A 22,197-nucleotide genomic window follows, 5' to 3' on the forward strand; every position below is an offset into this window, starting at 1 on the left:
TTATGGCAAAACAAAAACATATTGAACAAGATGGCGTGATCGTGGAAGCACTTTCTAACGCCATGTTCCGTGTAGAGCTGGAAAATGGGCATATCCTTATTGCTCATATCTCCGGCAAAATGAGAATGCATTATATTAAACTTTTACCTGGTGATAAGGTAAAACTAGAAATGTCTCCCTATGATTTAACTAAAGGGAGGATCACATTTAGATATTAAAACAATTAGCCAAATGGAATACACATTCCATTTGGCATTTGTAAAAAATAAATACTATCAAAATGAAAGTAAGAGCATCAATTAAAAAAAGAAGCGCTGATTGCAAAATCGTACGCAGAAAAGGTGTACTATTCGTAATCAACAAGAAGAACCCAAAATTTAAACAAAGACAAGGTTAACATTAAATTATGGCGAGAATTGCAGGTATTGATTTACCAAAAAACAAAAGAGGTGTTATCGGTTTAACTTACATCTATGGAGTAGGAAGAAGTACTTCTTCTGAAATCCTTAAAGCTGCCGGTATCAGCGAAGACAAGAAAGTCAACGAATGGAATGACGATGAATTGGCTGCAATCAGAACATATATCTCTGAAAACGTAAAAGTAGAAGGAGAATTAAGATCTGAAGTGCAATTGAACATCAAGAGATTGATGGACATAGGATGCCAACGAGGAATACGTCACAGACTTGGATTACCTTTAAGAGGCCAGAGAACGAAAAACAACTCTAGAACACGTAAAGGGAAGAGAAAAACTGTTGCTAACAAGAAAAAAGCTAGTAAATAATCGTTAGGAATTATGGCAAAACAAACTAAAGTAGTTAAAAAAAGAAAAGTAAAAGTTGAAGCTATTGGTGAAGCTCATATTCAGGCTTCTTTCAATAACATCATCATTTCTTTAACAAATAAAAACGGAGAGGTTATCTCTTGGGCTTCTGCCGGTAAAATGGGTTTCAGAGGTTCTAAAAAGAATACTCCATTTGCTGCTCAGATGGCAGCTGAAAATTGCTCTGCTGTAGCTCACGAAGCTGGTTTAAGAAGAGTAAAGGTGTTTGTGAAAGGTCCAGGTGCAGGTAGAGAATCTGCTATCAGATCTATCCACAATTCAGGAATTGAAGTTAGCGAAATCATTGATGTGACTCCTATGCCACACAATGGATGTAGACCACCAAAAAGAAGAAGAGTTTAATTTTTAGAATTTACCCATTATGGCAAGATATATTGGACCTAAAACTAAGATTGCTAGAAAGTTTGGTGCTGCAATCTACGGAGATGATAAGAACTTCGAAAAAAGAAAAAACCAACCGCCAGGACAACACGGTCCTAACAAAAGAAGAGGTGCTAAAAAATCAGAATATGCAGTTCAGTTAGCTGAAAAACAAAAAGCTAAATATACTTACGGTATTTTAGAAAGACAGTTTGCTAACTTATTTGACAAAGCACACAGAAGTAAAGGTGTAACAGGGGAAGTTCTATTACAACTTTGTGAATCAAGATTGGATAACGTAGTATACAGATTCGGGTTTGCAAAAACTAGATCTGGAGCTAGACAATTAGTTTCTCACAGACACATCACTGTGAACGGAGAAATTCTTAATATCCCTTCTTACTTGGTAAAAGCTGGTGATGTAATCGCTGTAAGAGAAAAGTCTAAGTCTCTTGAAGTTGTTACCAATGCATTGGCTTCTAAGTCAAACTATGAGTGGTTACAATTCAACGATGAGAAGAAAGAAGGAACTTTCGTTTCTGCTCCTGAAAGAATCCAGATTCCGGAGGACATTAAGGAAAATCTTATCGTCGAACTTTACTCTAAATAATTTTTTAATCAAATTTTTGCTCAACCCAATAATATGGCAATTTTACAATTCATAAAACCCGATAAAGTAATTTTACTTAACTCTGATGAATTTAAAGGTCAATTTGAATTCAGACCTTTAGAACCAGGTTTCGGGCTTACAATCGGTAATGCTTTGAGAAGAGTGTTGCTTTCTTCTCTGGAAGGATACGCTATTTCATCTATCAAAATAGAAGGTGTAGAGCACGAATTTTCAACTATTCCAGGAGTAATCGAAGACGTTACCGAAATTATTCTTAACCTTAAGCAGGTAAGATTAAAAGCTGCAGCAGAAGGCCAGGCTAACGAGCAGGTTGTTGCTAAAGTTTCAGGTCAAACGGTTATTACTGCTGGTGATTTAGGAAAGTCTATCAATGGATTTGAGGTTCTGAACCCAGATTTAGTGATTTGCAACCTAAACAGTGATGTAACTTTCGAAATTACTTTCAATATTGAAAAAGGAAGAGGGTATGTTCCTTCTGAACAAAATAAATCAAACAATGCTCCTGTAGGAACTATTGCTATTGACTCTATTTTTACGCCGATCAAGAAAGTACAATACAGCATTGAAAATTATCGTGTAGAGCAAAAAACAGACTACGAAAAACTTGTATTAGATATAGAAACTGACGGGTCTATCAGCCCTCAGAATGCTTTAACTGAAGCTTCTAAGATATTAATTTATCACTTCATGTTATTCTCTGATGAGAGAATCACGCTTGAAACTGAAGCTGTAAAAGCATCTATCCAGTACGATGAAGAAACTCTTCACACAAGACAACTTCTTAAGTCTAAATTAGCAGATATGGATCTTTCTGTAAGAGCCCTTAACTGTCTGAAAGCAGCTGAAGTAGAAACTCTTGGAGAATTGGTTTCTTACAGTAAGTCTGATTTGATGAAATTCAGAAATTTTGGTAAAAAATCTTTGACAGAACTAGAAGAATTAGTGCATTCAAAAGGTCTTAACTTCGGTTTCGACGTTGCAAAATATAAGTTAGACGCTGATAAATAATTAATAATGAGACACGGTAAAAAATTCAATCACTTAGGAAGAACAGCTTCTCACAGAAGTGCTTTACTTTCTAATATGGCTTGTTCTCTAATTGAGCATAAAAGAATCAACACTACTGTAGCTAAAGCTAAAGCTTTAAGAGTATATGTTGAGCCTCTATTAACAAAAGCAAAAGAAGATACTACACATAACAGAAGAGTAGTATTCTCTTACCTTCAAAATAAATTTGCGGTTGCTGAATTATTCAGAACTGTAGCTCCTAAAATCGCTGAAAGAAACGGTGGTTATACAAGAATCATTAAGACAGGTTTCAGACCAGGTGATGCTGCTGATATGGCTCTTATCGAATTAGTAGATTTCAACGAGCTTTACAACCCTAATGCTGAAGAGAAAAAAGCTACAAGAAGAAGCAGAAGATCAACTGCTGCACCTAAAAAAGCTGAAGCTGTAGTAGCTGAAGCACCTGCAGTAGAAGAGAAAGTAGAAGAAGCTAAAGCTGACACTACTGAAGAAAAAACTGAAGAATAATATTCATTCAGAAATATAAATAAAAACCATCCGTTTTCGGATGGTTTTTTTATTTTCCATAATATATATAGCCCGATTAGCTAATATATAGACTTAATATGTACAAATGTCCCTCAATATTGAAGGACATTTTTATTTAGATCTTTGTTCTTTTCAGTTCAATAATATTATTACCCTGTTCAAGGTGAAGACTGTCTCCTTTTACCCTTGCGGTCATATCATCTTTCTTATAAATGGTTTCATCCCCTTTGGTTTCCGATTTAGGTAATGTAAATGTTTTCTTATTGCTGGTAATAGCTACTGTACTTTCTTTCGGGTCGTTTTTGAATATTACCTTTACCAATGTTCCATCGGTAGCTTTATAAACAAAATCTGTTTTCTCAGTTTTCTGACCATTGATATCTACTGTCGAAGAACTTTGCGTTACAGAATCTATTTTTCCATTATGGTCTGTAATTACAGTTTCTGAACTGTCTGTTTTGATAACGCTTTTGTTTCCGCTTTCACTTTTTTTACAGCTGACTACAGCTAATGCCAATACAGCACTTAATGCTAAGAGACTTTTTTTCATGATTATATTATTTGATATTCAATATGATTTTTATACTTTAATTTTACAAAAATCATGCCTTACAATATGAGAAATTTTAACCGATATTTATGCATTATTCTTTTATTTTTCTCCTTGAATACTGTGTTTTCACAGAAGGGAAATTTTGAAATAAAAGATGGACATTTCTTCCTGAACGGAAAACTATTTACCATATACTCCGGTGAAATGCATTATCCGAGAGTTCCTTCAGAATACTGGAAGCATCGCCTGGAGATGATGAAAGCTATGGGGTTGAATACTGTTACCACCTATGTATTTTGGAATTATCATGAAGAAACACCGGATAAATGGAATTTTACAGGTGAGAAAAATTTACAGAAGTTCATCAGGACAGCACAGGAAGTCGGCTTATACGTCATTATCCGGCCCGGGCCTTATGTTTGTGCAGAATGGGAATTTGGCGGATATCCGTGGTGGCTGCAGAAAAATAAAAATCTGGAAATAAGAAGAGACAACAAAGCCTTTTTAGAAGAGTGCCAGAAATATATCAGTCAGCTGACAAAACAGATCGTACCTCTTCAGATTAACAATGGAGGTCCCGTAATTATGGTACAGGCAGAAAATGAATTTGGATCTTATGTCGCCCAAAGAAAAGATATTCCCCTGGAAGAACATAGAAAATACAGCCATAAGATTAAAGATATGCTATTGAAAAGTGGGATTTCTGTACCATTATTTACTTCAGACGGAAGCTCGCTTTTTAAAGGGGGTTCCATTGAAGGAGCTTTACCCACTGCGAATGGAGAAAGTGATATTGCTGTTTTAAAGAAAAGTATCAATGAATATAATGAAGGGAAAGGCCCATATATGGTTGCAGAATATTATCCCGGCTGGCTTGATCACTGGGCAGAACCATTCGTGAGGGTTTCTGCAGAAGAAGTGCTGAAGCAAACAAAACTGTACATAGAAAATGGTATTTCTTTTAATTACTATATGATTCATGGAGGAACCAACTTTGGGTTTACCAGCGGTGCCAATTACGATAAGGATCATGACATCCAGCCGGATCTTACAAGTTATGATTATGACGCTCCTATCAGTGAAGCAGGATGGACAACTCCTAAATACAATGCATTAAGAGAAGTTTTTCAAGCTATCAATAAAAGTAAACTTCCGGATGTTCCAAAACCCGTAAAGGTCATCACCATCCCACAAATAAAATTTTCAAAAGTAAATTCTCTGTTTGATCTTACCGACCATCAGAAACCTATTATTAGTGACCAGCCCCTTACATTTGAAGATCTGAACATCGGAAACGGATATGTTCTTTACAGAAGAAAGTTTGACAAAGATTATAAAGGAATATTGGAAATAAACGGTCTGCGTGATTATGCGAATGTTTATATCAATGGCCAATGGAAAGGTGAATTGAACAGAGTACATAAAAAGTATGATCTTGATATTGAAATAAAATCCGGAGACCGGCTGGAAATTCTGGTTGAAAATATGGGCAGAATCAATTATGGAGCAGAGATTGTTCATAATCTAAAGGGAATTATCAGCCCCGTAAAAATTAATGGTACTGAAATTTTCGGAAATTGGGAAATGCTTCCCCTGCCTTTTGAAAGCTTCCCAAAACATAATTTTAAAAAGAGAGATATTGCTTTTCACTCACCCGTAATTCAGGAAGCAGAATTTATGCTTGATGAAACAGGAGATACTTTTCTGGATATGAGAAATTTTGGAAAAGGTATTGTTTTTATCAATGGGAGAAATGTAGGAAGATACTGGAGTACTGCAGGTCCCCAACAAACCCTTTATATTCCCGGAGTGTGGCTGAAAAAAGGAAAAAACCGCATTCAAATCTTTGAACAGATCAAATTCCATAATACTATAAGCAGTATTGATCATCCTATTCTTGATCAGATTGTAAAATAACTGTTAGTGTAAAGTGTCTTATTATTTCTTATTGGCTTTATCTTTAAATTTATTGTGAAATATTTAGGCATATATTATTTTTGGAATGAAAAATTGATTAAATTTAATAAAGTCTAAAAGACTGAACGATAACTTCAAACTCAAACAATAATATTACACAAACGTGTAATTGATTTCAATCTGTTTTCTGTTGAAATTTGCTTCAAACAAACAAAGTCATGAGCATTTCCATAGCCATAGTAGAAGACGAGAAAAACTACAACAATGCGTTGAAGAAGGTCATCAATTATCAGAAGGATATGAAAGTGATCGCTCAGTTCTTTGATGGCAATGATGCTATAACGAATTTACCTGATATTTCTCCTGACGTTGTGATGATGGATATCCAGTTACAGGATATGCTCGGAATCGAAATCATAGAAAAATTACGAAAAGAAATGCCCGATACACAGTTTATCATGTGTACCAGCTTTGATGATGATGAAAAGATTTTTAATTCTTTAAAGGCAGGCGCTATGGGATATCTGGTAAAAGGCGAAAGTATGGATAAGATTCTTTCCTCAATACGGGACGTATATCAGGGAGGTGCTCCTATGAGTTTTTCTATTGCAAGAAGGGTATTGAATCATTTCGAGAAGAAACTTCCTGAGATAAAAGGTTTTGATGAACTTACGGAACGCGAAAAAGAAATCCTTGAACTTCTTTCCCAGGGTCTTCTTTACAAAGAGATTGCAGATAAAAAATTCATCAGTATTGATACCGTTAAAAAACACGTAGGAAATATCTATAGAAAACTCCACGTCAACAATAAAGTGGAGGCAGTCAATAAATTTAATCAATCAAAAAACTAAGAAATTATGGAAAATTCAAATGCAACAAGTCAGGTAATCCCTGATGATAATTTAACTTACAGAGAAGGCCCTATCGGTAATAAACTTGAACAGCTAGTTGAAGATGTGTCGGAAATTAGGCCAATCAGCCAGATTCTGGCAAAAAGTTTTATTGACAGTGCTAAAAAGGGAGTTTTGCTATTTATGCAAAATCAAAATGTGAATTTTAATCTCGGAGGTATTTATGCTGTAGAACATTCATTAATGAAAAATATTTGTGACCTCATGAATGATATTAAAGCGACCTATTTAACATTCACTTTCGTACAGATAGATCCACAGGATTCCAGGTTGCGACTTACACCTTATTCTGAAAACAAAGTGATCTACATGGTGGCCTCTTTGCAAACAGAGGGGAAAAATACCATTGATGAGCATAATTATCTTATCATTAATGCCAATCAGGATTTTTCACTTAAGGATCTGAGAATTTCCGATGAGAATGTAAAAGCACTTTATGATTTTTATCTTCAGAATGGACATCAGGTATTGACTAATTATCTAGGGCGAAATAATACACGTTATATCAGTTATCATATCGTTGATCTGATAGATACCTTATCAAAAGATCGTAGTGATACATTTATCATCAATCTTTGCGAGATCAGTGATGTCAAGAAAGTGATTTTTGAAAATAATCTTGGAGATAAGTTTCGGGAAGACCAATATGAAAAACACTTTGAAACCCACGAAAAACAAATGACGCTGGTTTTTAGCACAGACAAGGGATATTACGATATGGGCTCATTATATCCTTAAGATGTTGATCCAGGTAATTTATATTGCAGTACTCTTGGCGGCTACTGTAAAGTCTATAGTTTTAGCTGGAAAGAAAGGTCTTTCCAGCCAAAACTATTTTGCGGTATTTTTGTTTCTGTCGCTTTGCCTGGAGCTGTATGGCCATTATAAAATATTCAATAAAGAATTTGACTTTGCTTATCTGTTTAATTATTACAGCATTTTTTTGATTATTTTTTTTGGCATCTACTATGCTAAAATTTTCCCCCGGAAACTCAGTGTATTTTCCCGGTATGTTCTGATGGCCATACTTGCGTATATTATTCTCTTTGTAAAGTTTTATAGTGATAACTATGAAAATACATTAGGAATATTAGTATGCTTTTATTTCATCATTAATGTGTTGGTTTGGTTGTACATCAGACTGAAAAATTTTGACGAAATAAAAATTCTGGACGATCCGCATTTCTGGGTTTCCTGTGGTTTGCTTTTCTGGAGTATCTTTTTTATTTTCAGATCTATTCCCATGTTTTTCCTTCAGGATAATGATCCCGGGCTTCTGCACATCTTGAAAGTGATGCAGTATTGTGTTAATATCATTATGTATGGATTGTTCTATATTGCTTTAAGGAAATTTGAAAATAAAAAAACAATATGAAACAGCTGCCGGATACCATACGATTGGCTTATATTATGGCTGTTATTTTGTTAATAACTTTCGTCATCTTTATTGTTTTAATAGTTGTTCTGTATAATAAAAGACAGCTCTTTTTTATTCAGCAGCAACAGCTCAAAGAAGCAGAACACCAAAACCAGCTTCTCCAGAAAGAGTTGGAAAAACAAAAAGTACTGGAGCAGGAACGGGAACGTATCTCCCATGATATGCACGATGATCTTGGAGCCGGAATTTCTGCATTGAAACTTCAGGCGGAATTTCTAAAACAGAAAGCAGAAGACGATGATCTGCAAAACGATATCGATGAACTTCTGAAGACCTCTGAAGAAATGAATATCTCCATGAGGGAAATGCTCTGGAGTCTGAACTCAGGAAATGATACATTGGGAAGCTTTGTCGATTATGCTATCCTTTATACGGGGAACTTTTTAAAGAAAACAAAAATCAGGGTGTATTCAGAATGCGAAGATATCATTGCAGAAGCACCCATCTCTACGGAAATGAGGCGGAATCTTTTTCTCTGCTTAAAAGAAGCCGTCAACAACGTGTACAAACACAGCCATGCAGATACTTTGAAACTTTCATTTTCGCAGAAAGAAAATAAGTTTTCTATGAAAATTTCCGATAACGGAAACGGAATTCCTGATGGGCAGAAAGAAGGTAACGGCCTTAGAAATATGAAACGAAGAATGAATGAATTATCAGGAGAATGTATAATCATATCCGAAAACGCCGGAATCTGTTTGGTGTTCAACATAACACTATAAATACCCCTTTTGTGTAATTGACGGGTTCGTTTTTTAGAGATAAATTTGGTATATAAAATTAAAAGCCATGAAAACTCTTATTAACGACAGTATCGGAGATTTGGAAGCTGCTTTAAAAAATAACAGTGATCTTCAGGAGAAGTTCAAAACAAATCCTATAGAGGCTATTAAAAATGTAGAAATAAGGAATCCAAAGGATACAGATTATTGGATTTACAGGATTATTGTCCTGATGCTCGGGCTGGCGGTCATTGCAATTATTGCAGGGCTTATTCTCATTGCTTACTGGAATGACGGCTCTTCTAAAGATAATCAGCTGGTCACGATCTTTGCTACCATTTCATCAGGAGCAATCGGGGCGTTGGCAGGTCTTTTATCGCCTACTCCCAGAAAATAAAAATAACTTCACATATCGTATAACAAAACCCACTTTTTAAGGTGGGTTTTGTTATAGCCTTCTATTTTTAAACCCCTGATCTGTTACCGCAAAAATTAGGAATTATCATAATATAAATTAACTAAAATTTAACTTGGAATAGTTTCAAAAAAATACTGTGAAATACCCTTAAAAGTTAAATTTTGATTAAATTTGTCTAAACTAAAAAAAATAAAAAATGAGTGCAATTTCTTACATAGAAGCAAGACAGATTTTAGATTCCAGAGGAAATCCTACCATTGAAGTAGATGTATTTACAGAAAGCGGAGCAATGGGCCGTGCAGCTGTACCTTCAGGAGCATCTACAGGAGAACACGAGGCGGTAGAATTACGTGACGGTGGTTCAGAATATCTGGGGAAAGGAGTTCTGAAAGCTGTTGAAAATGTAAAAGAAGTAATTGCAGAGAATTTAGTAGGACAGCCGGTTTTTGAACAAAACTATATTGATCAGATCATGATTGATCTTGACGGAACACCAAATAAAGGAAATCTTGGTGCTAACGCTATCCTTGGTGTTTCTCTGGCCGTAGCAAGAGCAGCAGCAGCAGAATTGGGAATGCCTCTTTATAAATATGTAGGGGGAGTGAACGCAAACACCCTTCCTGTTCCAATGATGAATGTAATCAACGGTGGATCTCACTCAGATGCTCCTATCGCATTCCAGGAATTCATGATTATGCCGGTAAAAGCAGATTCTTTCTCTCATGCATTGAGAAAAGGAACTGAAATTTTCCACAATCTAAAGTCTATTCTTCATTCAAGAGGATTATCTACTGCGGTAGGTGACGAAGGTGGTTTTGCACCTACTTTCAAAGGAACTGAAGATGCTTTGGATACTTTACTTCAGGCTATTGAAAAAGCAGGTTATAAGCCAGGTGATGACATTATGTTAGCACTAGACTGTGCAGCTTCTGAATTCTACAAAGACGGAATCTATGATTACAGAAAATTCCAGACTCCGGATGCAGCTCAGTTTTCAAGCAGCGAGCAGGTTTCTTACTTAGCGGAGCTGGCAGCAAAATATCCAATCATTTCTATCGAAGATGGTATGCAGGAAAACGACTGGGAAGGTTGGAAAATGTTAACGGATAAAATCGGTGACAGAGTACAGCTGGTAGGAGACGACTTATTTGTAACCAACGTAGAAAGACTATCCAGAGGAGTAAAAGAAAATATTGCCAACTCTATCCTTGTAAAAGTAAACCAGATCGGTTCTCTTTCTGAAACAATGGCTGCAGTACAAATGGCTCAGAACAACAAATTCACTTCAGTAATGTCTCACAGATCAGGAGAAACTGAAGATTCTACAATTGCTGATTTAGCTGTAGCAATGAACTGCGGACAGATCAAAACAGGTTCGGCTTCAAGATCAGACAGAATGGCAAAATACAACCAGCTGTTGAGAATTGAAGAAGCTTTAGGCGAAACTGCAATTTTCCCAGGGTTGGAAGCTTTTAAAATCAAAAGATAATTAATCGAATTTATAAATAACGGCAAGCGAAATTTTTAGTTTGCCGTATTTTATGGAAAGTGGTATATTTAAAAAAAATAAATAAATAATGTCAGACAACAAAGTAATATTGAATTACGACGGTAATTCATATGAATATCCAATCGTGGATAGCACTATCGGAGACAGAGGGATTGATATTTCAAAATTAAGAGACCAGACAGGTTTAATCACTCTGGATTTAGGTTACAAAAATACAGGAGCTACTATTAGCGACATCACTTACTTAGACGGAGATAAAGGAGAATTATTCTACAGAGGTTATCCAATTGAGCAGATTGCTGAAAAATCTAACTTCACGGAAGTAATGTATCTTTTATTACATGGAGAATTACCTACTCAGGATCAGTTTACTTCATTCGACAACAATATTAAAAAATATAACTTCATCGCAGACGAAATGAAAAAGATCATTGATGTTTTTCCTCGTTCTGCTCACCCTATGGGAGTTTTGTCTTCTTTAACTTCTGCTTTGACTGCTTTCAATCCAAAAGCTGTTAACGTAAACTCTAAAGAAGAGATGGATCACGCTGCTGAGCTTATGATCGCTAAGTTCTCTCACCTTTGTGCATGGACTTACAGAAAAACTCAAGGTTTACCTTTAAACCACGGTGATAACAACCTGAACTACGTAGAGAACTTCTACAAAATGGCATTCAGATTACCAAACGCTGATTTCGAAATTGATCCGGTAGTGGTAAATGCTTTAGATAAATTATTAATCCTTCACGCAGACCACGAACAAAACTGTTCTACTTCTACAGTAAGAATGGTAGGTTCTGCTCACACTGGTCTTTTCGCTTCTATCTCTGCCGGGGTATCTGCACTTTGGGGACCACTTCACGGTGGTGCTAACCAGGCGGTAATCGAAATGCTTGAATTGATCGAAAAAGACGGAGGTGATGTATCTAAATATGTTGCTAAAGCTAAAGATAAAGCTGATAATTTCCGTCTAATGGGATTCGGACACAGAGTGTACAAAAACTTCGACCCAAGAGCAAAAATCATCAAGAAAGCTGCTGACGATATTCTTACAGCATTAGGTATCCAGGATAAAGCTCTTGACATTGCAATGCAGTTGGAAAGAGTAGCGCTGGAAGATGAGTACTTCGTAGAAAGAAAGCTATATCCAAACGTAGACTTCTACTCAGGTATTATCTACAGAGCATTAGGAATTCCTACAGAAATGTTCACAGTAATGTTTGCATTAGGAAGACTTCCGGGATGGATTTCTCAGTGGAAAGAAATGAGACTGAAAGGAGACCCAATCGGAAGACCAAGACAGGTTTACCAAGGTGCTCAGGAAAGAAACTATATCGACATTGCAAGCAGATAATATTTGCTTATACCATAAAAGAATCCTAAAGCTTGCTTTGGGATTCTTTGTTTTACAACTTATTCAGTAATGGTTAAGGCTGCAATAAGGTTGTCTTCAATCCTGAAATAAAACTTAAGAAGTACCGGACTGCCGTCAAAAGATCCTGAAATATTGATCTTCAAAAGAATAGTATCATCCTTCGTCAGGAAGTCTTTCACCTCAAATAACGTTTTAAATTCATTATTAGAGTTCTGATTCCATTCTCTGATTTCATCTTTTCCTATATATATTTTTCCTTCATCAAATACGGATGCCTGTTCAGAAAAACAACTGGCAAAAGTTGTACTGTCAAAAAGTTCCTGTGCCTTTAAAAAATCTTGTAAAATGGTAGGTAAATTCATATTATTATTTTTAAATGATTAAACAGTAGGGATAGTACCACCATCTATTACATATTCGGTTCCTGTTAAATATTGTGCCCGTGGAGAAACTAAAAAACCAACAAATTCTGCAATATCTTCTGGCTGGGCAGGTTTGCCGATAGGAATTCCACCCAGTGCATTCATAACGCTTTGAGTTGCTTCTTCAATGGATGTTTTAGAGCTGTCCGCAATACGTTCCATCATACGCGTAGAAGCTGAAGTCATGATCCAGCCCGGAGAAACAGTAAGTACACGAACTCCCTTCGGAGAAACTTCTTTTGATAGACCTTTGCTGTAATTGATCAGTCCGGCCTTAGCAGCAGCATAAGGTAATGTGGAATCAAATAAAGGCAGCCTTCCCTGAATGGACGCAATATGTATGATCACTCCTTTCTTTCGTTCCAGCATTTGCGGCAGAAATCCTCTGTCTAAACGAACGGGTGCCAGCAAATTGGTCTGAATTGTATTTTCCCAGTCTTCATCACTCAGAACAGAGAAGCCGCCACCAGGCGTTTCTGAGCCGCCCAATGTATTAATTAAAATATCAAGCTTCCCAAAAGTAGATAATACTTCTTTTACCAGTTTTTCCGTGTCTTTTGCCTTACTCAGATCTCCTGAAATAAAATGAAGCTGATTATCCATCTCTTCAGATCGGTTTCTTGCAGTAATAATTACAGTGGCGCCAGCGGTGAGTAATCTCTCAGCAATAGCTTTTCCGGTTCCTTTTGTCCCTCCGGTTACCAAAGCAATCTTACCTGATAATTCATTGTTGAAATTAAATGATTCTGTCATGATTTCTTTTTGTACAAATTTCAGGAGTATGACAGGCTCTTACAAGTACGGTCTTACGAATCCCATAGGGATAAATTAATCCCCTATTGTGATCTCATTTCATTGTGTTACATTTGTTTTATGTATGAAAGAAAAATCCCACCCAATCTGAACTGCGGGCTTGATCTGATTGCTGAGGTGCTCTATGGCAAATGGAAAATTCGTTTGCTATGGTTTATTAATGAAGGATTTCAAAGACCCAGTGAATTGCAGCGGAAAATTCCGGATGCTTCCCGCAGAGTGTTGAATGTTCAGCTAAAAGAACTGGAAGAGCATGAACTAGTAACAAAGAAGATTTATCCCGTTGTGCCTCCAAAAGTAGAATACAGGCTTACAGAATTTGGACAGACATTGATTCCGGTGATTGGCACATTAGGGAAATGGGGAGATGACCATGAAGAACGTTTACGGATATTGATATTGAGAAGGCTTGAAAACTTGTCACAAAGCGAGAGAAACAATACCTGATATTAGCTTTTTTGATTTAATCTCAGGTGAAGAATCTATAAAATAATAGAAGAAAGCCTGCTTAAAAAAGCAGGCTTTCGTTTTTTATTAAGGACATTGGCATCTGTCACATGTCCAGATATAACAATTTCCTGCATCATCCCACTCGCAGCATCTTCTGCCAGTTGAAATCGGAGCACCTCCCATTACAGATTTTTGTTGGTCTCTTCCTAATTTTTGTGCGTTTTTCAGCACCGGATTGTTCTTGTTCATGACTTTGATTTTTGGTGTTAATAGTTATGTTTTAGGGTCTATAATTTCGCGAAAATTATATCACTAATATAGGAAATTAAATAATATAAATATCTGTTTTTTTATTCTTATGTAGATGGAAAATAGTAAGTTGTAGATGTTTTTGGAGCTATTCACTACAGTTGGCCGGACAGACAAGGAAATTTTGTTGAAGGGTGCTCGTTTTGGCGATCAAATTTAATGCATAAAATAATCCAAAAGTTTTATAGGTAGAGACCTTTACTTATATTTGTAGTATTGCATAAATCTTTATGAGACTAAACATTAAAAACGAAACGGGTAGGCTGAAGTCAGTAGTTCTAGGCCAGCCTAATTCACTGGGAGCAGTTCCCACACTAGAGGAAAGTTATGACGCAAAGTCATATTACTCAATCGAACACAACATTTATCCTAAAGAAGAGGATATTATTAATGAAATGAACGCTTTTGAAGCAGTTTTAAAAAAGTATGACGTTGAAGTACTGCGTCCAAGTATCATCAAAGATTACAACCAGGTTTTCTCAAGAGATGTAGCCTTTGTGATTGACGATAAGATGATCATTTCCAATGTGATCGCGGACAGAGCAGACGAGCAGGAAGCATACAAAAGCGTTTTTGAGAAAGTAGCATGGAGAAAGATCATCAACCTTCCGGAAACAGCACATATTGAAGGAGGAGATGTAATTGTATGGAATGATTTTCTTTTTATCGGAACCTGCTTCAGTGAAGATTACAGAAACTATAAGACGGCAAGAACAAATGAATATGCCATTGAAATCTTAAAAGAATATTTTCCAAAGAAAAGAATTATTGACCTGGAACTGAAGAAAAATGATAAAGTTCCGTTTGAAGGCATTCTGCATTTGGACTGTACATTTAATCCCGTAGGAGAAGACAAATGTATTATTTATAAAAATGGATTCGTAGATGAAAGTGATTACCGCTTGATCATCGATATTTTCGGAGAAGAAAACTGCTTCCATATCAATGACGAAGAAATGTTTGAAATGTTCCCGAATATCTTCTCAATTGCTCCTGATGTAGTAGTTTCAGACAAAGCATTTACAAGAATGAATGACCATTTGAGAAACGTATGGGGAATGACCGTTGAAGAAATCCCTTACAGAGAAATCTCTAAAATGGGTGGTTTGCTGAGATGTTCTACAATGCCGCTTGTGAGAGAATAATGGAGTAGGAGTGTTTGAGAGTGGGAGAGTTTTAAGGCCTGAGAGTTATAGTGTTGGTAGGCTTGAATATTTTTTTAATTTTAAATAAATATTAGGTATGTCAACAATTAAATTTCATCAGGACTTAAAAGTTTATCAAAAATCATTTGAAACAGCACAACTGATTTATGAATTCTCAAAATCCTATCCAAAAGAAGAACTTTATTCACTTACAGATCAGATAAGAAGATCATCAAGATCTGTAACTGCAAATATTAGTGAAGCTTGGGGAAAAAGAAGATATGAAAAATCCTTCATCGCTAAGCTTACAGATTCAGAGGGAGAAGCAAGAGAAACCCAAACATGGCTTCAATTCGCTTTTGCTTGTAAGTACATAAATGAAGAGCAATATGATCATTTGCACAAAGAATATAATCAAATAATAGGAATGTTAGTTAACATGATGAGTCAGTCAGAAAAATGGTGTTCATTTTCTTCTGTGAATAAAGAAGAGAATAATTTGTAAAACGCTGTTCAGACACTCAAACTCTAATACACTAATACCCTCAAACATATAAAAAATGCAAACAACAGATACAGTATTAATGATAGAACCGATCGCATTCGGTTATAACGCTGAGACAGCGAAAAATAATTATTTTCAGGTAGAACAGACAGGTTCTGATATCCAGTCAAAAGCTTTGGCAGAGTTTAATACCTTTGTCGGAAAGCTGAGAGAAAAGGGAATTAATGTAATTACTATAAAAGATACTTTGGATCCACATACACCGGATTCTATTTTCCCAAACAACTGGGTAAGTTTTCACAAGGACGGAAAAGTGGTTTTATATCCGATGTTCGCTTCCAACAGAAGAGTGGAAAGAAGAGAGGATATTATTGAAAGCATCCAGAATCAGGGATTCGAAGTGGCGGAGATTGATGACTGGTCTTTCTCTGAAACTCAGGGGCATTTCCTAGAAGGAACAGGAAGTATGATTTTCGATCACGATAACAAAATTGCTTATGGATCTGTTTCTTTGAGACTGGATGAAAAACTGTTCAGAGAATTCTGTACAAAATTCGGATTTACTCCCGTTGTTTTCCATTCTTTCCAGACCGTAGGAACAGAAAGACTTCCCATCTATCATACTAACGTAATGATGTGTGTGGCAGATCAATTTGTTGTAATCTGTCTTGATTGTATTGATGATGAGCTGGAAAGAGAAAAAGTAGTGGAAACCATTAAAGGATCAGGAAAAGAAATCATCGAAATTTCAGAAGAGCAGATGCAGCAGTTTGCAGGAAATATGCTTCAGGTTCAGAATAAAGACGGTGAGAAGTTCCTGGTGATGAGCCAGACAGCCTATCAGTCTTTATCTTCAGAACAGGTTGCAGCTATAGAAAAATACTGCGAAATTATCTATTCAGACCTGAATACCATTGAAGTAAATGGAGGAGGAAGCGCAAGATGTATGCTTGCTGAGGTTTTTCTTCCAAAAAAATAATATATTTACGAAAAAATTAATTGAACCCATTATCAAGTAAAGGTTTACATATTCTTCTGACTTTGGAAACAGAGTCAGAAGATTTGTTATTAGACAGCAAAGGTTTTCTGACGTTTACAGAAGATATTCTGAAAACTAAAGAAGTAGAAATTGTAGGAGTTACCAATCATATTTTTGAGAATGATAGTTTTACTTCTGCAGTGATCCTTAAAGAGTCTCACCTTTGTATCCACACGTGGCCGGAATTTAAACAGCTTACTTTTGATGTTTTTCTTTGTAATTATTCACAGGACAATACCACAAAAGTAGAGCAGATTGCAGATGAAGTGGTTCAGTATTTTAAAGCTAATACGATTCAGAAACACAAAATTTACAGATAAAAAATGCACTATGTCTGCCCAGCATGCGAATCAGAAAATACATTAGATCTCACTTTTCCTATAGAAGAATATGTTTGTAAAACCTGCTCTTATCTCATTGATGTAGCGGGAAATAAAAAGACTAAACATTTGAAAGTACCGACAGAAAACGTTGTATTGGACGTCGGACAGAAAGGGAAAATTGAAGATGTAGAATATACGGTCGTTTCAATTACTGTCAAAAAATACGGAAACAGTATTTTCTGGCGGGAATATTCTTTAAAAGACAGCAAAGGAAATGATGCTTTCCTGAGTGAAAGTGATGGGCACTGGGTGTTCCTGATCTCAATGCATCCCGATGATTTTAAAAGTAAAAATTCGAAATTACCTACCTATGCCGGGCGAACTTATCGCTGGTACGAAAATACTCCATGCACTATTGATGCTGCTGCCGGTTTTTTTGATGAACACCTTGATTTCAGCGTTGCGACCTACAAAGAATATGTCAACGGAACCCGTATGATCTCTCAGGAAAAGACCGCTAAGAAAAGCCAGTACTTCTACGGCGTTCACATTTCAAAACATGATGTCAAAAGAGCTTTTAAAATAGCTTACATGCCGTATTATACAGGAGTTGGGATTGTTCAGCCTTATTATTTTGATATGAAACAGGCTTTGAACATCTTTTGTGTAGCCGCATTAATGATATGTCTGCTTCAGCTCTACGTATATACATCAAGAACTAACGAAACCGTTTTTGCGGAGACCATCAATTTTGCTGATGTAAAAAATAAGGAACTGGTCAGCAAAAGTTTTACCCTTTCAGGAGGCTCAGCACCATTAAAGGTCAATGCTTTTTCAGGAGTTGATAATTCCTGGGCAAATATCCAGTTGAGTCTTGTGAATGAAAAGACCAATGAAATTATCTATACCTCCAAAGATATCGAACAATATCATGGTTACGAAGATGGAGAAAGCTGGTCAGAAGGAAGTCAGTCCGAAGATTTTAATCTCTGTGGGGTAGGCTCCGGAAAATATCACTTCATTATTTCCGCCGAAAAAGAAGGTGGCTTACCTTCATTTTCAGGTCTTACGTCGCCTGATTCAAAGGTCATTATATCACGGGATAAATCAGGAATCATTGAGATTACTGATATATTCAAGGTGCAGACTAAAACCTTTACAGACGGACAGACGCTGGAAAAAGATACCTCGGACGTAATCAGACTTGCCAAAGCATCGTTCGGAACTCAAAAGCTGGACTCCCTGATTAATACTGAAGCACTTAAACTCACTACAGATCCCATTTCAAGCAATACCTATGTACAGCTCAAAGCAACCTGGCTTCCCGTTTCATTCTGGAACTTCGGATTTATTTTATTCATAATGGTTGTTCTCTTTGTAGCGATGTGGATAGGAAGACATTTCTTTAATGTGAATAAATGGAAGAACAGTTCAAATACCCCTTATGCCACATCATGATAATTAATATTTTAAATTACATAAGACAAAACTGGATACTCTGCATGATCGGTGGATTCTGCCTGACCTGGTTTGTATACCTTACGTACCAGGGAAATCAGGTATGCGACTGTGCCAAAACAGAAACATACCGCGACGGAACTACAAGAAGCCATTCTAGAGTAGGATTCTACAGATACTATCACAAATAAAAATATAAAAACTATGGACAACATCAATTTCTTACCCATAATAAACTCGGTTCTTTATTCATTTTTAGGAATCGCCATTTTACTTGTATGTTATTTCATTATTGAAAAATTGACTCCTGAAAAAACATGGCACGAGATCGCCCAAAACAAGAATATAGCAATTGCTATTGTTTTCGGGGCATTTATCATCGGAATTTCAATGATCATAAGCGCGGCAATTCATGGATAAGAAGAGGATTCCTCTTGAGCTGCTTTTATTGTTTTCAGTATTCGTCATTGCTACATGTGGATTGATTTATGAGCTGGTGGCAGGAGCCCTGGCGAGCTATCTTTTAGGAGACTCTGTAAAGCAGTTTTCCTTCATTATCGGGGTGTATCTCTTCTCGATGGGAGTAGGTTCCTACCTGGCAAAATTCATCAAAGGAAATCTTATTGATAAATTCATTGAGATTGAAATCCTTGTTGGAATTGTGGGTGGAATCAGCTCTGTAGTGCTGTTTATTTTATTCAATACACTCGCACACTTTGAAAGCGTTTTATATCTTTTTGTCTTTTTCACGGGCTGTCTTGTCGGCGTGGAAATTCCGCTTTTGATGAATATTCTGAAAGACAGAGTACAATTTAAAGATTTAGTTTCAAACGTTTTTGCGTTCGATTATATTGGAGCTTTATTAGCTTCGATCCTTTTTCCACTGGTTTTGATTCCAAAGCTGGGTATTGTAAAAACACCTTTGTTTTTCGGACTGATCAATATTTCTATTGCAATATTCCTCTGTTATTATCTTACAAATGAATTATCAAAACCCTTATCATTAAAGGTAAAGTCTATTACTGCATTTACATTTCTGTTAGGTCTTTTCTTTTTCTCAGATACGATTCTGTCTTATTCTGAAGAAAAACTGTATGGAGAAAATGTAGTGTACACCAAAAGTTCTCCCTATCAAAGAATTGTTTTAACGAGAAATACGCACGAGTTTCGTTTATATTTAAATAACAACTTACAGTTTTCATCCACGGATGAATACCGTTATCATGAAGCTTTGGTACATCCTGCCATGTCGATGGCAAAAAACATTGATAATGTTCTGATTCTCGGAGGTGGTGATGGTTTTGCAGCCAGGGAAGTATTAAAATATAAAGATGTTAAAAAACTAACACTTGTAGATCTTGATGGGGAAATGACCCAGTTTTTCAAGACGAATGAAACCATGCGCAGGCTCAATCAAAGCTCTTTCTCCAATCCGAAGGTGGAAGTGATCAATAAAGACGCTTACATTTGGGTAAAAGAGAATAAAAAGAAGTTTGATGTCATTATCATCGACTTTCCGGATCCATCTAATTACAGCTTGGGAAAACTCTATTCCTTACAGTTTTATAAAGAACTGGAGAGATTGACAACCCTTGATACCAAGATTGTGGTTCAGACCACTTCTCCCTATTTTGCTCCAAAATCTTTCTGGTGTATTGAGAAAACGATCAATCAGATTTTTCCTTTCACAACAGCGTATCACACTTATGTTCCGTCTTTTGGAGAATGGGGATTTTCTATGGCTTCATTTGAGCCCATCAACAACAGGATCTATAGAAAGCTTCCTGGCTTGAAATACTATGATTACAACTTTTCACAAATGTCTTATTTTAATAAAGACATGAAAGTGAAAGAAGTAGAAGTTAACCGTCTGGACAACCAGATACTAGTCCGTTATTTCGATGAAGAGTGGGGGAAAGTACAGTAGAAAGCATTTTCTTACAACTATATTTTTAGGTAGCCTTATGCTTCCCTTTTTGCAGTATTGTGGAAAGAAAGTAAAAGCTTTGCTGCTAAAAATCACCGGAACCAATCATGTTCTCGGGCATAAACTGTGGGCAAAAGATTTTCCACAGTTTTCAGAAGTTATCCATACAAAATATCTTGTTGTGGGTGGTGGAATTTCCGGACTATCCGCATGCAGATTTTTCAGCCGGAATAATGAACAGGATTATCTTCTCCTTGAAATGGAAAACCATCTGGGAGGAAACTCTTCAAACGGACAGAATGCATTTTCAAAATTCCCTTTAGGCGCACATTATTTACCGTTACCCAATAAGGAGAACGTCGAAATCATAGATTTTTTGAAAGAATGTGGAATCTGCCTCGGAGCAGAAGAAAATGGTGAACCCATCCTCGATGAATATCAAATGACTTTTCCACAACAGGAAAGACTGTTTTATAAAAATTCCTGGCAAAATGATATAGTGCCTCAAAGAGGTGTTTCAGCAGAAACGCAGCAGGAGCTTAACCGTTTTTTTAAGTTAATGGATGAATTCCGTGTAAAGAAAGATGGACAGGGAAAATACTGGTTTGCCATTCCGGTACATGATTCAAGCAAAGAAGATGAGGTTGTAAAGCTTGAAAAAATTATTTTTAAAGACTGGCTCGTCGAAAATAACTACCATTCTGAAGAACTTCTCTGGCTGCTGGATTATTCGTGCAGAGACGATTTTGGGTTGGGAATTGACTATGTTTCTGCGTGGGCAGGAATTCATTATTTTGCTGGCAGAAAAAATAACTGGAGCACAAAATATAAAGATCAGGTATTCACATGGCCGGAAGGAAATGCCAGATTAGCAAAGCATTTTTCAAAATATACAGAAGGAAAACATATGTCCGGAAATCTGGTTTTTGATGTAAAAATCAATGATAAGGTCGAGGTATTGAGCTTTGATAATACTCAAAAGAAAACTAAAAAGATTATTGCAGATAAAGTATTGTTTGCATCACCACAGTTTGTAAACGAGAGAATTTTCAATCATCAGAAAGCAGCTTCATTTCATTACGTGCCATGGCTTTTAACAACCATTACCCTGAAAAATGAATTTGGAGGAGATGAAGAACTGGCCTGGGATAATGTGATCTATGGATCTTCGGGATTGGGGTATATCTTTGACCAGCATCAGAATCTGAATCAGATTATAGGTGAAAAGGTAATTACCCACTATAAGAGCTTTTCAACAGGAGATTGTAAGAAAGCCAGGAAAAAGCTCTACGGAATGAAAGAATCTGAACTGAAAACTTTAGTTTTGGATGATCTGAAGAAAGCCCATCCTCTGATAGAAGATTTCATTCTCGAAATGCAGTTCCATAAAATAGGGCATGCCATGATTGCTCCGGTTCCCAATCAGATTTTTGGTGAAGAAACCCAAAAAGCAAAAGAACCGATAGAAGGTAAAATTTTCTTTGCCCATTCTGATCTTTCCGGAATATCTATTTTTGAAGAAGCCTTTTATCAGGGAATCCGTACTGCAGAAAAAATGATGTAAAATAAT

Annotated in this window: 29 protein-coding genes; 25 read left to right on the forward strand and 4 right to left on the reverse strand. The window is 36.3% G+C overall.

Going from position 1 to position 22,197, the window contains the following annotated elements:
* Positions 1-2: 2 nt before the first annotated feature.
* From infA to rplQ, 7 genes are all read left to right on the forward strand, one after another.
* Positions 3-218, forward strand: coding sequence for a translation initiation factor IF-1 (gene infA, locus FB551_RS18285; RefSeq protein ID WP_002983257.1), 216 nt, complete (start codon positions 3-5; stop codon positions 216-218).
* Positions 219-280: 62 nt separating this feature from the next.
* Entirely contained in the window at positions 281-397 is a 117-nt protein-coding gene (rpmJ, locus tag FB551_RS18290; protein WP_007839480.1) for a 50S ribosomal protein L36, read from the forward strand.
* Between the two features lie 9 nt (positions 398-406).
* Complete coding sequence (gene rpsM / locus FB551_RS18295; protein WP_002983260.1) at positions 407-784, forward strand: 30S ribosomal protein S13; 378 nt, start codon at positions 407-409, stop codon at positions 782-784.
* Between the two features lie 12 nt (positions 785-796).
* On the forward strand, positions 797-1,186 hold the full coding sequence (gene rpsK / locus FB551_RS18300) for a 30S ribosomal protein S11 (protein WP_002983263.1): 390 nt from the start codon (positions 797-799) through the stop codon (positions 1,184-1,186).
* Positions 1,187-1,205: 19 nt separating this feature from the next.
* Positions 1,206-1,814, forward strand: coding sequence for a 30S ribosomal protein S4 (rpsD, locus tag FB551_RS18305; RefSeq protein ID WP_047427607.1), 609 nt, complete (start codon positions 1,206-1,208; stop codon positions 1,812-1,814).
* 33 nt (positions 1,815-1,847) lie between these two features.
* Positions 1,848-2,843 (forward strand): DNA-directed RNA polymerase subunit alpha, encoded by a 996-nt coding sequence (locus FB551_RS18310; RefSeq protein WP_047376582.1) that lies wholly within the window; start codon positions 1,848-1,850, stop codon positions 2,841-2,843.
* Positions 2,844-2,849: 6 nt separating this feature from the next.
* Complete coding sequence (rplQ, locus tag FB551_RS18315) at positions 2,850-3,371, forward strand: 50S ribosomal protein L17 (protein WP_047422412.1); 522 nt, start codon at positions 2,850-2,852, stop codon at positions 3,369-3,371.
* 136 nt (positions 3,372-3,507) lie between these two features.
* Here the strand turns inward: rplQ and FB551_RS18320 are convergent, their stop codons facing one another.
* On the reverse strand, positions 3,508-3,942 hold the full coding sequence (locus FB551_RS18320; protein ID WP_047427610.1) for a hypothetical protein: 435 nt from the start codon (positions 3,940-3,942) through the stop codon (positions 3,508-3,510).
* A 66-nt stretch (positions 3,943-4,008) separates the two neighbouring features.
* Between FB551_RS18320 and FB551_RS18325 the strand changes: the two genes are divergently transcribed.
* The 8 genes from FB551_RS18325 (at position 4,009) to FB551_RS18360 (ending at position 12,215) form a co-directional block, all read left to right on the forward strand.
* A complete protein-coding gene (locus tag FB551_RS18325; RefSeq protein WP_142018487.1) occupies positions 4,009-5,862 on the forward strand; it encodes a glycoside hydrolase family 35 protein in 1,854 nt (617 codons plus the stop codon).
* A gap of 218 nt (positions 5,863-6,080) precedes the next feature.
* Positions 6,081-6,713: a response regulator gene (locus FB551_RS18330; RefSeq protein WP_047427613.1), complete on the forward strand. Its 633-nt coding sequence runs from the start codon at positions 6,081-6,083 to the stop codon at positions 6,711-6,713.
* 6 nt (positions 6,714-6,719) lie between these two features.
* The gene (locus tag FB551_RS18335) at positions 6,720-7,511 is read left to right on the forward strand and encodes a hypothetical protein (protein ID WP_142018488.1); all 792 of its coding nucleotides are present in this window, start codon (positions 6,720-6,722) and stop codon (positions 7,509-7,511) included.
* Position 7,512: 1 nt separating this feature from the next.
* Positions 7,513-8,148, forward strand: a complete 636-nt coding sequence (locus tag FB551_RS18340) for a hypothetical protein (RefSeq protein WP_142018489.1) — start codon at positions 7,513-7,515, stop codon at positions 8,146-8,148.
* Entirely contained in the window at positions 8,145-8,933 is a 789-nt protein-coding gene (locus FB551_RS18345) for a sensor histidine kinase (protein ID WP_142018490.1), read from the forward strand. Before FB551_RS18340 ends, FB551_RS18345 begins: the two co-directional genes overlap by 4 nt.
* Before the next feature lie 67 nt (positions 8,934-9,000).
* On the forward strand, positions 9,001-9,330 hold the full coding sequence (locus tag FB551_RS18350; RefSeq protein ID WP_047427626.1) for a hypothetical protein: 330 nt from the start codon (positions 9,001-9,003) through the stop codon (positions 9,328-9,330).
* 217 nt (positions 9,331-9,547) lie between these two features.
* Positions 9,548-10,840, forward strand: a complete 1,293-nt coding sequence (gene eno / locus FB551_RS18355; protein WP_047427629.1) for a phosphopyruvate hydratase — start codon at positions 9,548-9,550, stop codon at positions 10,838-10,840.
* An 88-nt stretch (positions 10,841-10,928) separates the two neighbouring features.
* The gene (locus FB551_RS18360; RefSeq protein WP_047427632.1) at positions 10,929-12,215 is read left to right on the forward strand and encodes a citrate synthase; all 1,287 of its coding nucleotides are present in this window, start codon (positions 10,929-10,931) and stop codon (positions 12,213-12,215) included.
* A gap of 59 nt (positions 12,216-12,274) precedes the next feature.
* Here FB551_RS18360 and FB551_RS18365 read toward each other — a convergent pair whose 3' ends face one another.
* Positions 12,275-12,598, reverse strand: coding sequence for a nuclear transport factor 2 family protein (locus tag FB551_RS18365; RefSeq protein ID WP_047427634.1), 324 nt, complete (start codon positions 12,596-12,598; stop codon positions 12,275-12,277).
* A gap of 18 nt (positions 12,599-12,616) precedes the next feature.
* Positions 12,617-13,411: an SDR family oxidoreductase gene (locus tag FB551_RS18370; RefSeq protein WP_142018491.1), complete on the reverse strand. Its 795-nt coding sequence runs from the start codon at positions 13,409-13,411 to the stop codon at positions 12,617-12,619.
* Between the two features lie 120 nt (positions 13,412-13,531).
* Between FB551_RS18370 and FB551_RS18375 the strand changes: the two genes are divergently transcribed.
* Positions 13,532-13,918, forward strand: a complete 387-nt coding sequence (locus tag FB551_RS18375) for a winged helix-turn-helix transcriptional regulator (protein ID WP_142018492.1) — start codon at positions 13,532-13,534, stop codon at positions 13,916-13,918.
* A gap of 87 nt (positions 13,919-14,005) precedes the next feature.
* Here the strand turns inward: FB551_RS18375 and FB551_RS23365 are convergent, their stop codons facing one another.
* The gene (locus FB551_RS23365; RefSeq protein ID WP_156121335.1) at positions 14,006-14,170 is read right to left on the reverse strand and encodes a hypothetical protein; all 165 of its coding nucleotides are present in this window, start codon (positions 14,168-14,170) and stop codon (positions 14,006-14,008) included.
* Between the two features lie 290 nt (positions 14,171-14,460).
* Between FB551_RS23365 and FB551_RS18380 the strand changes: the two genes are divergently transcribed.
* The 9 genes from FB551_RS18380 (at position 14,461) to FB551_RS18420 (ending at position 22,191) form a co-directional block, all read left to right on the forward strand.
* Positions 14,461-15,375 (forward strand): dimethylarginine dimethylaminohydrolase family protein, encoded by a 915-nt coding sequence (locus FB551_RS18380; RefSeq protein ID WP_047422426.1) that lies wholly within the window; start codon positions 14,461-14,463, stop codon positions 15,373-15,375.
* Between the two features lie 97 nt (positions 15,376-15,472).
* Positions 15,473-15,880: a four helix bundle protein gene (locus FB551_RS18385; RefSeq protein ID WP_047427641.1), complete on the forward strand. Its 408-nt coding sequence runs from the start codon at positions 15,473-15,475 to the stop codon at positions 15,878-15,880.
* 55 nt (positions 15,881-15,935) lie between these two features.
* Positions 15,936-16,859 carry a citrulline utilization hydrolase CtlX gene (gene ctlX, locus FB551_RS18390; protein ID WP_142018493.1) on the forward strand — a complete coding sequence of 308 codons (924 nt, stop codon included), beginning with the start codon at positions 15,936-15,938 and terminating at the stop codon, positions 16,857-16,859.
* Between the two features lie 20 nt (positions 16,860-16,879).
* Positions 16,880-17,239: an S-adenosylmethionine decarboxylase family protein gene (locus FB551_RS18395; RefSeq protein ID WP_047427646.1), complete on the forward strand. Its 360-nt coding sequence runs from the start codon at positions 16,880-16,882 to the stop codon at positions 17,237-17,239.
* Positions 17,240-17,368: 129 nt separating this feature from the next.
* Complete coding sequence (locus FB551_RS18400) at positions 17,369-18,700, forward strand: DUF4178 domain-containing protein (RefSeq protein ID WP_226798734.1); 1,332 nt, start codon at positions 17,369-17,371, stop codon at positions 18,698-18,700.
* Complete coding sequence (locus tag FB551_RS18405) at positions 18,697-18,891, forward strand: hypothetical protein (protein WP_047427653.1); 195 nt, start codon at positions 18,697-18,699, stop codon at positions 18,889-18,891. Before FB551_RS18400 ends, FB551_RS18405 begins: the two co-directional genes overlap by 4 nt.
* 13 nt (positions 18,892-18,904) lie before the next feature.
* Entirely contained in the window at positions 18,905-19,120 is a 216-nt protein-coding gene (locus FB551_RS18410) for a DUF350 domain-containing protein (RefSeq protein ID WP_047427656.1), read from the forward strand.
* Entirely contained in the window at positions 19,113-20,627 is a 1,515-nt protein-coding gene (locus FB551_RS18415) for a polyamine aminopropyltransferase (RefSeq protein ID WP_142018495.1), read from the forward strand. The genes FB551_RS18410 and FB551_RS18415 overlap by 8 nt, the downstream gene beginning before the upstream one ends.
* 37 nt (positions 20,628-20,664) lie before the next feature.
* Complete coding sequence (locus FB551_RS18420; protein WP_226798735.1) at positions 20,665-22,191, forward strand: flavin monoamine oxidase family protein; 1,527 nt, start codon at positions 20,665-20,667, stop codon at positions 22,189-22,191.
* Positions 22,192-22,197 lie beyond the last annotated feature (6 nt).

Source organism: Chryseobacterium aquifrigidense (assembly GCF_006716485.1).
Classification (GTDB): Bacteria; Bacteroidota; Bacteroidia; order Flavobacteriales; family Weeksellaceae; genus Chryseobacterium; species Chryseobacterium vietnamense.

Excerpts from the sequence above, each read along its gene's own strand:
- infA (WP_002983257.1), top strand. The coding sequence starts at position 3 with ATGGCAAAACAAAAACATATTGAACAAGATGGCGTGATCGTGGAAGCA.
- rpmJ (WP_007839480.1), top strand. The coding sequence starts at position 281 with ATGAAAGTAAGAGCATCAATTAAAAAAAGAAGCGCTGATTGCAAAATC.
- rpsM (WP_002983260.1), top strand. The coding sequence starts at position 407 with ATGGCGAGAATTGCAGGTATTGATTTACCAAAAAACAAAAGAGGTGTT.
- rpsK (WP_002983263.1), top strand. The coding sequence starts at position 797 with ATGGCAAAACAAACTAAAGTAGTTAAAAAAAGAAAAGTAAAAGTTGAA.
- rpsD (WP_047427607.1), top strand. The coding sequence starts at position 1,206 with ATGGCAAGATATATTGGACCTAAAACTAAGATTGCTAGAAAGTTTGGT.
- FB551_RS18310 (WP_047376582.1), top strand. The coding sequence starts at position 1,848 with ATGGCAATTTTACAATTCATAAAACCCGATAAAGTAATTTTACTTAAC.
- rplQ (WP_047422412.1), top strand. The coding sequence starts at position 2,850 with ATGAGACACGGTAAAAAATTCAATCACTTAGGAAGAACAGCTTCTCAC.
- FB551_RS18320 (WP_047427610.1), bottom strand. The coding sequence starts at position 3,942 with ATGAAAAAAAGTCTCTTAGCATTAAGTGCTGTATTGGCATTAGCTGTA.
- FB551_RS18325 (WP_142018487.1), top strand. The coding sequence starts at position 4,009 with ATGAGAAATTTTAACCGATATTTATGCATTATTCTTTTATTTTTCTCC.
- FB551_RS18330 (WP_047427613.1), top strand. The coding sequence starts at position 6,081 with ATGAGCATTTCCATAGCCATAGTAGAAGACGAGAAAAACTACAACAAT.
- FB551_RS18335 (WP_142018488.1), top strand. The coding sequence starts at position 6,720 with ATGGAAAATTCAAATGCAACAAGTCAGGTAATCCCTGATGATAATTTA.
- FB551_RS18340 (WP_142018489.1), top strand. The coding sequence starts at position 7,513 with ATGTTGATCCAGGTAATTTATATTGCAGTACTCTTGGCGGCTACTGTA.
- FB551_RS18345 (WP_142018490.1), top strand. The coding sequence starts at position 8,145 with ATGAAACAGCTGCCGGATACCATACGATTGGCTTATATTATGGCTGTT.
- FB551_RS18350 (WP_047427626.1), top strand. The coding sequence starts at position 9,001 with ATGAAAACTCTTATTAACGACAGTATCGGAGATTTGGAAGCTGCTTTA.
- eno (WP_047427629.1), top strand. The coding sequence starts at position 9,548 with ATGAGTGCAATTTCTTACATAGAAGCAAGACAGATTTTAGATTCCAGA.
- FB551_RS18360 (WP_047427632.1), top strand. The coding sequence starts at position 10,929 with ATGTCAGACAACAAAGTAATATTGAATTACGACGGTAATTCATATGAA.
- FB551_RS18365 (WP_047427634.1), bottom strand. The coding sequence starts at position 12,598 with ATGAATTTACCTACCATTTTACAAGATTTTTTAAAGGCACAGGAACTT.
- FB551_RS18370 (WP_142018491.1), bottom strand. The coding sequence starts at position 13,411 with ATGACAGAATCATTTAATTTCAACAATGAATTATCAGGTAAGATTGCT.
- FB551_RS18375 (WP_142018492.1), top strand. The coding sequence starts at position 13,532 with ATGTATGAAAGAAAAATCCCACCCAATCTGAACTGCGGGCTTGATCTG.
- FB551_RS23365 (WP_156121335.1), bottom strand. The coding sequence starts at position 14,170 with ATGAACAAGAACAATCCGGTGCTGAAAAACGCACAAAAATTAGGAAGA.
- FB551_RS18380 (WP_047422426.1), top strand. The coding sequence starts at position 14,461 with ATGAGACTAAACATTAAAAACGAAACGGGTAGGCTGAAGTCAGTAGTT.
- FB551_RS18385 (WP_047427641.1), top strand. The coding sequence starts at position 15,473 with ATGTCAACAATTAAATTTCATCAGGACTTAAAAGTTTATCAAAAATCA.
- ctlX (WP_142018493.1), top strand. The coding sequence starts at position 15,936 with ATGCAAACAACAGATACAGTATTAATGATAGAACCGATCGCATTCGGT.
- FB551_RS18405 (WP_047427653.1), top strand. The coding sequence starts at position 18,697 with ATGATAATTAATATTTTAAATTACATAAGACAAAACTGGATACTCTGC.
- FB551_RS18410 (WP_047427656.1), top strand. The coding sequence starts at position 18,905 with ATGGACAACATCAATTTCTTACCCATAATAAACTCGGTTCTTTATTCA.
- FB551_RS18415 (WP_142018495.1), top strand. The coding sequence starts at position 19,113 with ATGGATAAGAAGAGGATTCCTCTTGAGCTGCTTTTATTGTTTTCAGTA.
- FB551_RS18420 (WP_226798735.1), top strand. The coding sequence starts at position 20,665 with ATGCTTCCCTTTTTGCAGTATTGTGGAAAGAAAGTAAAAGCTTTGCTG.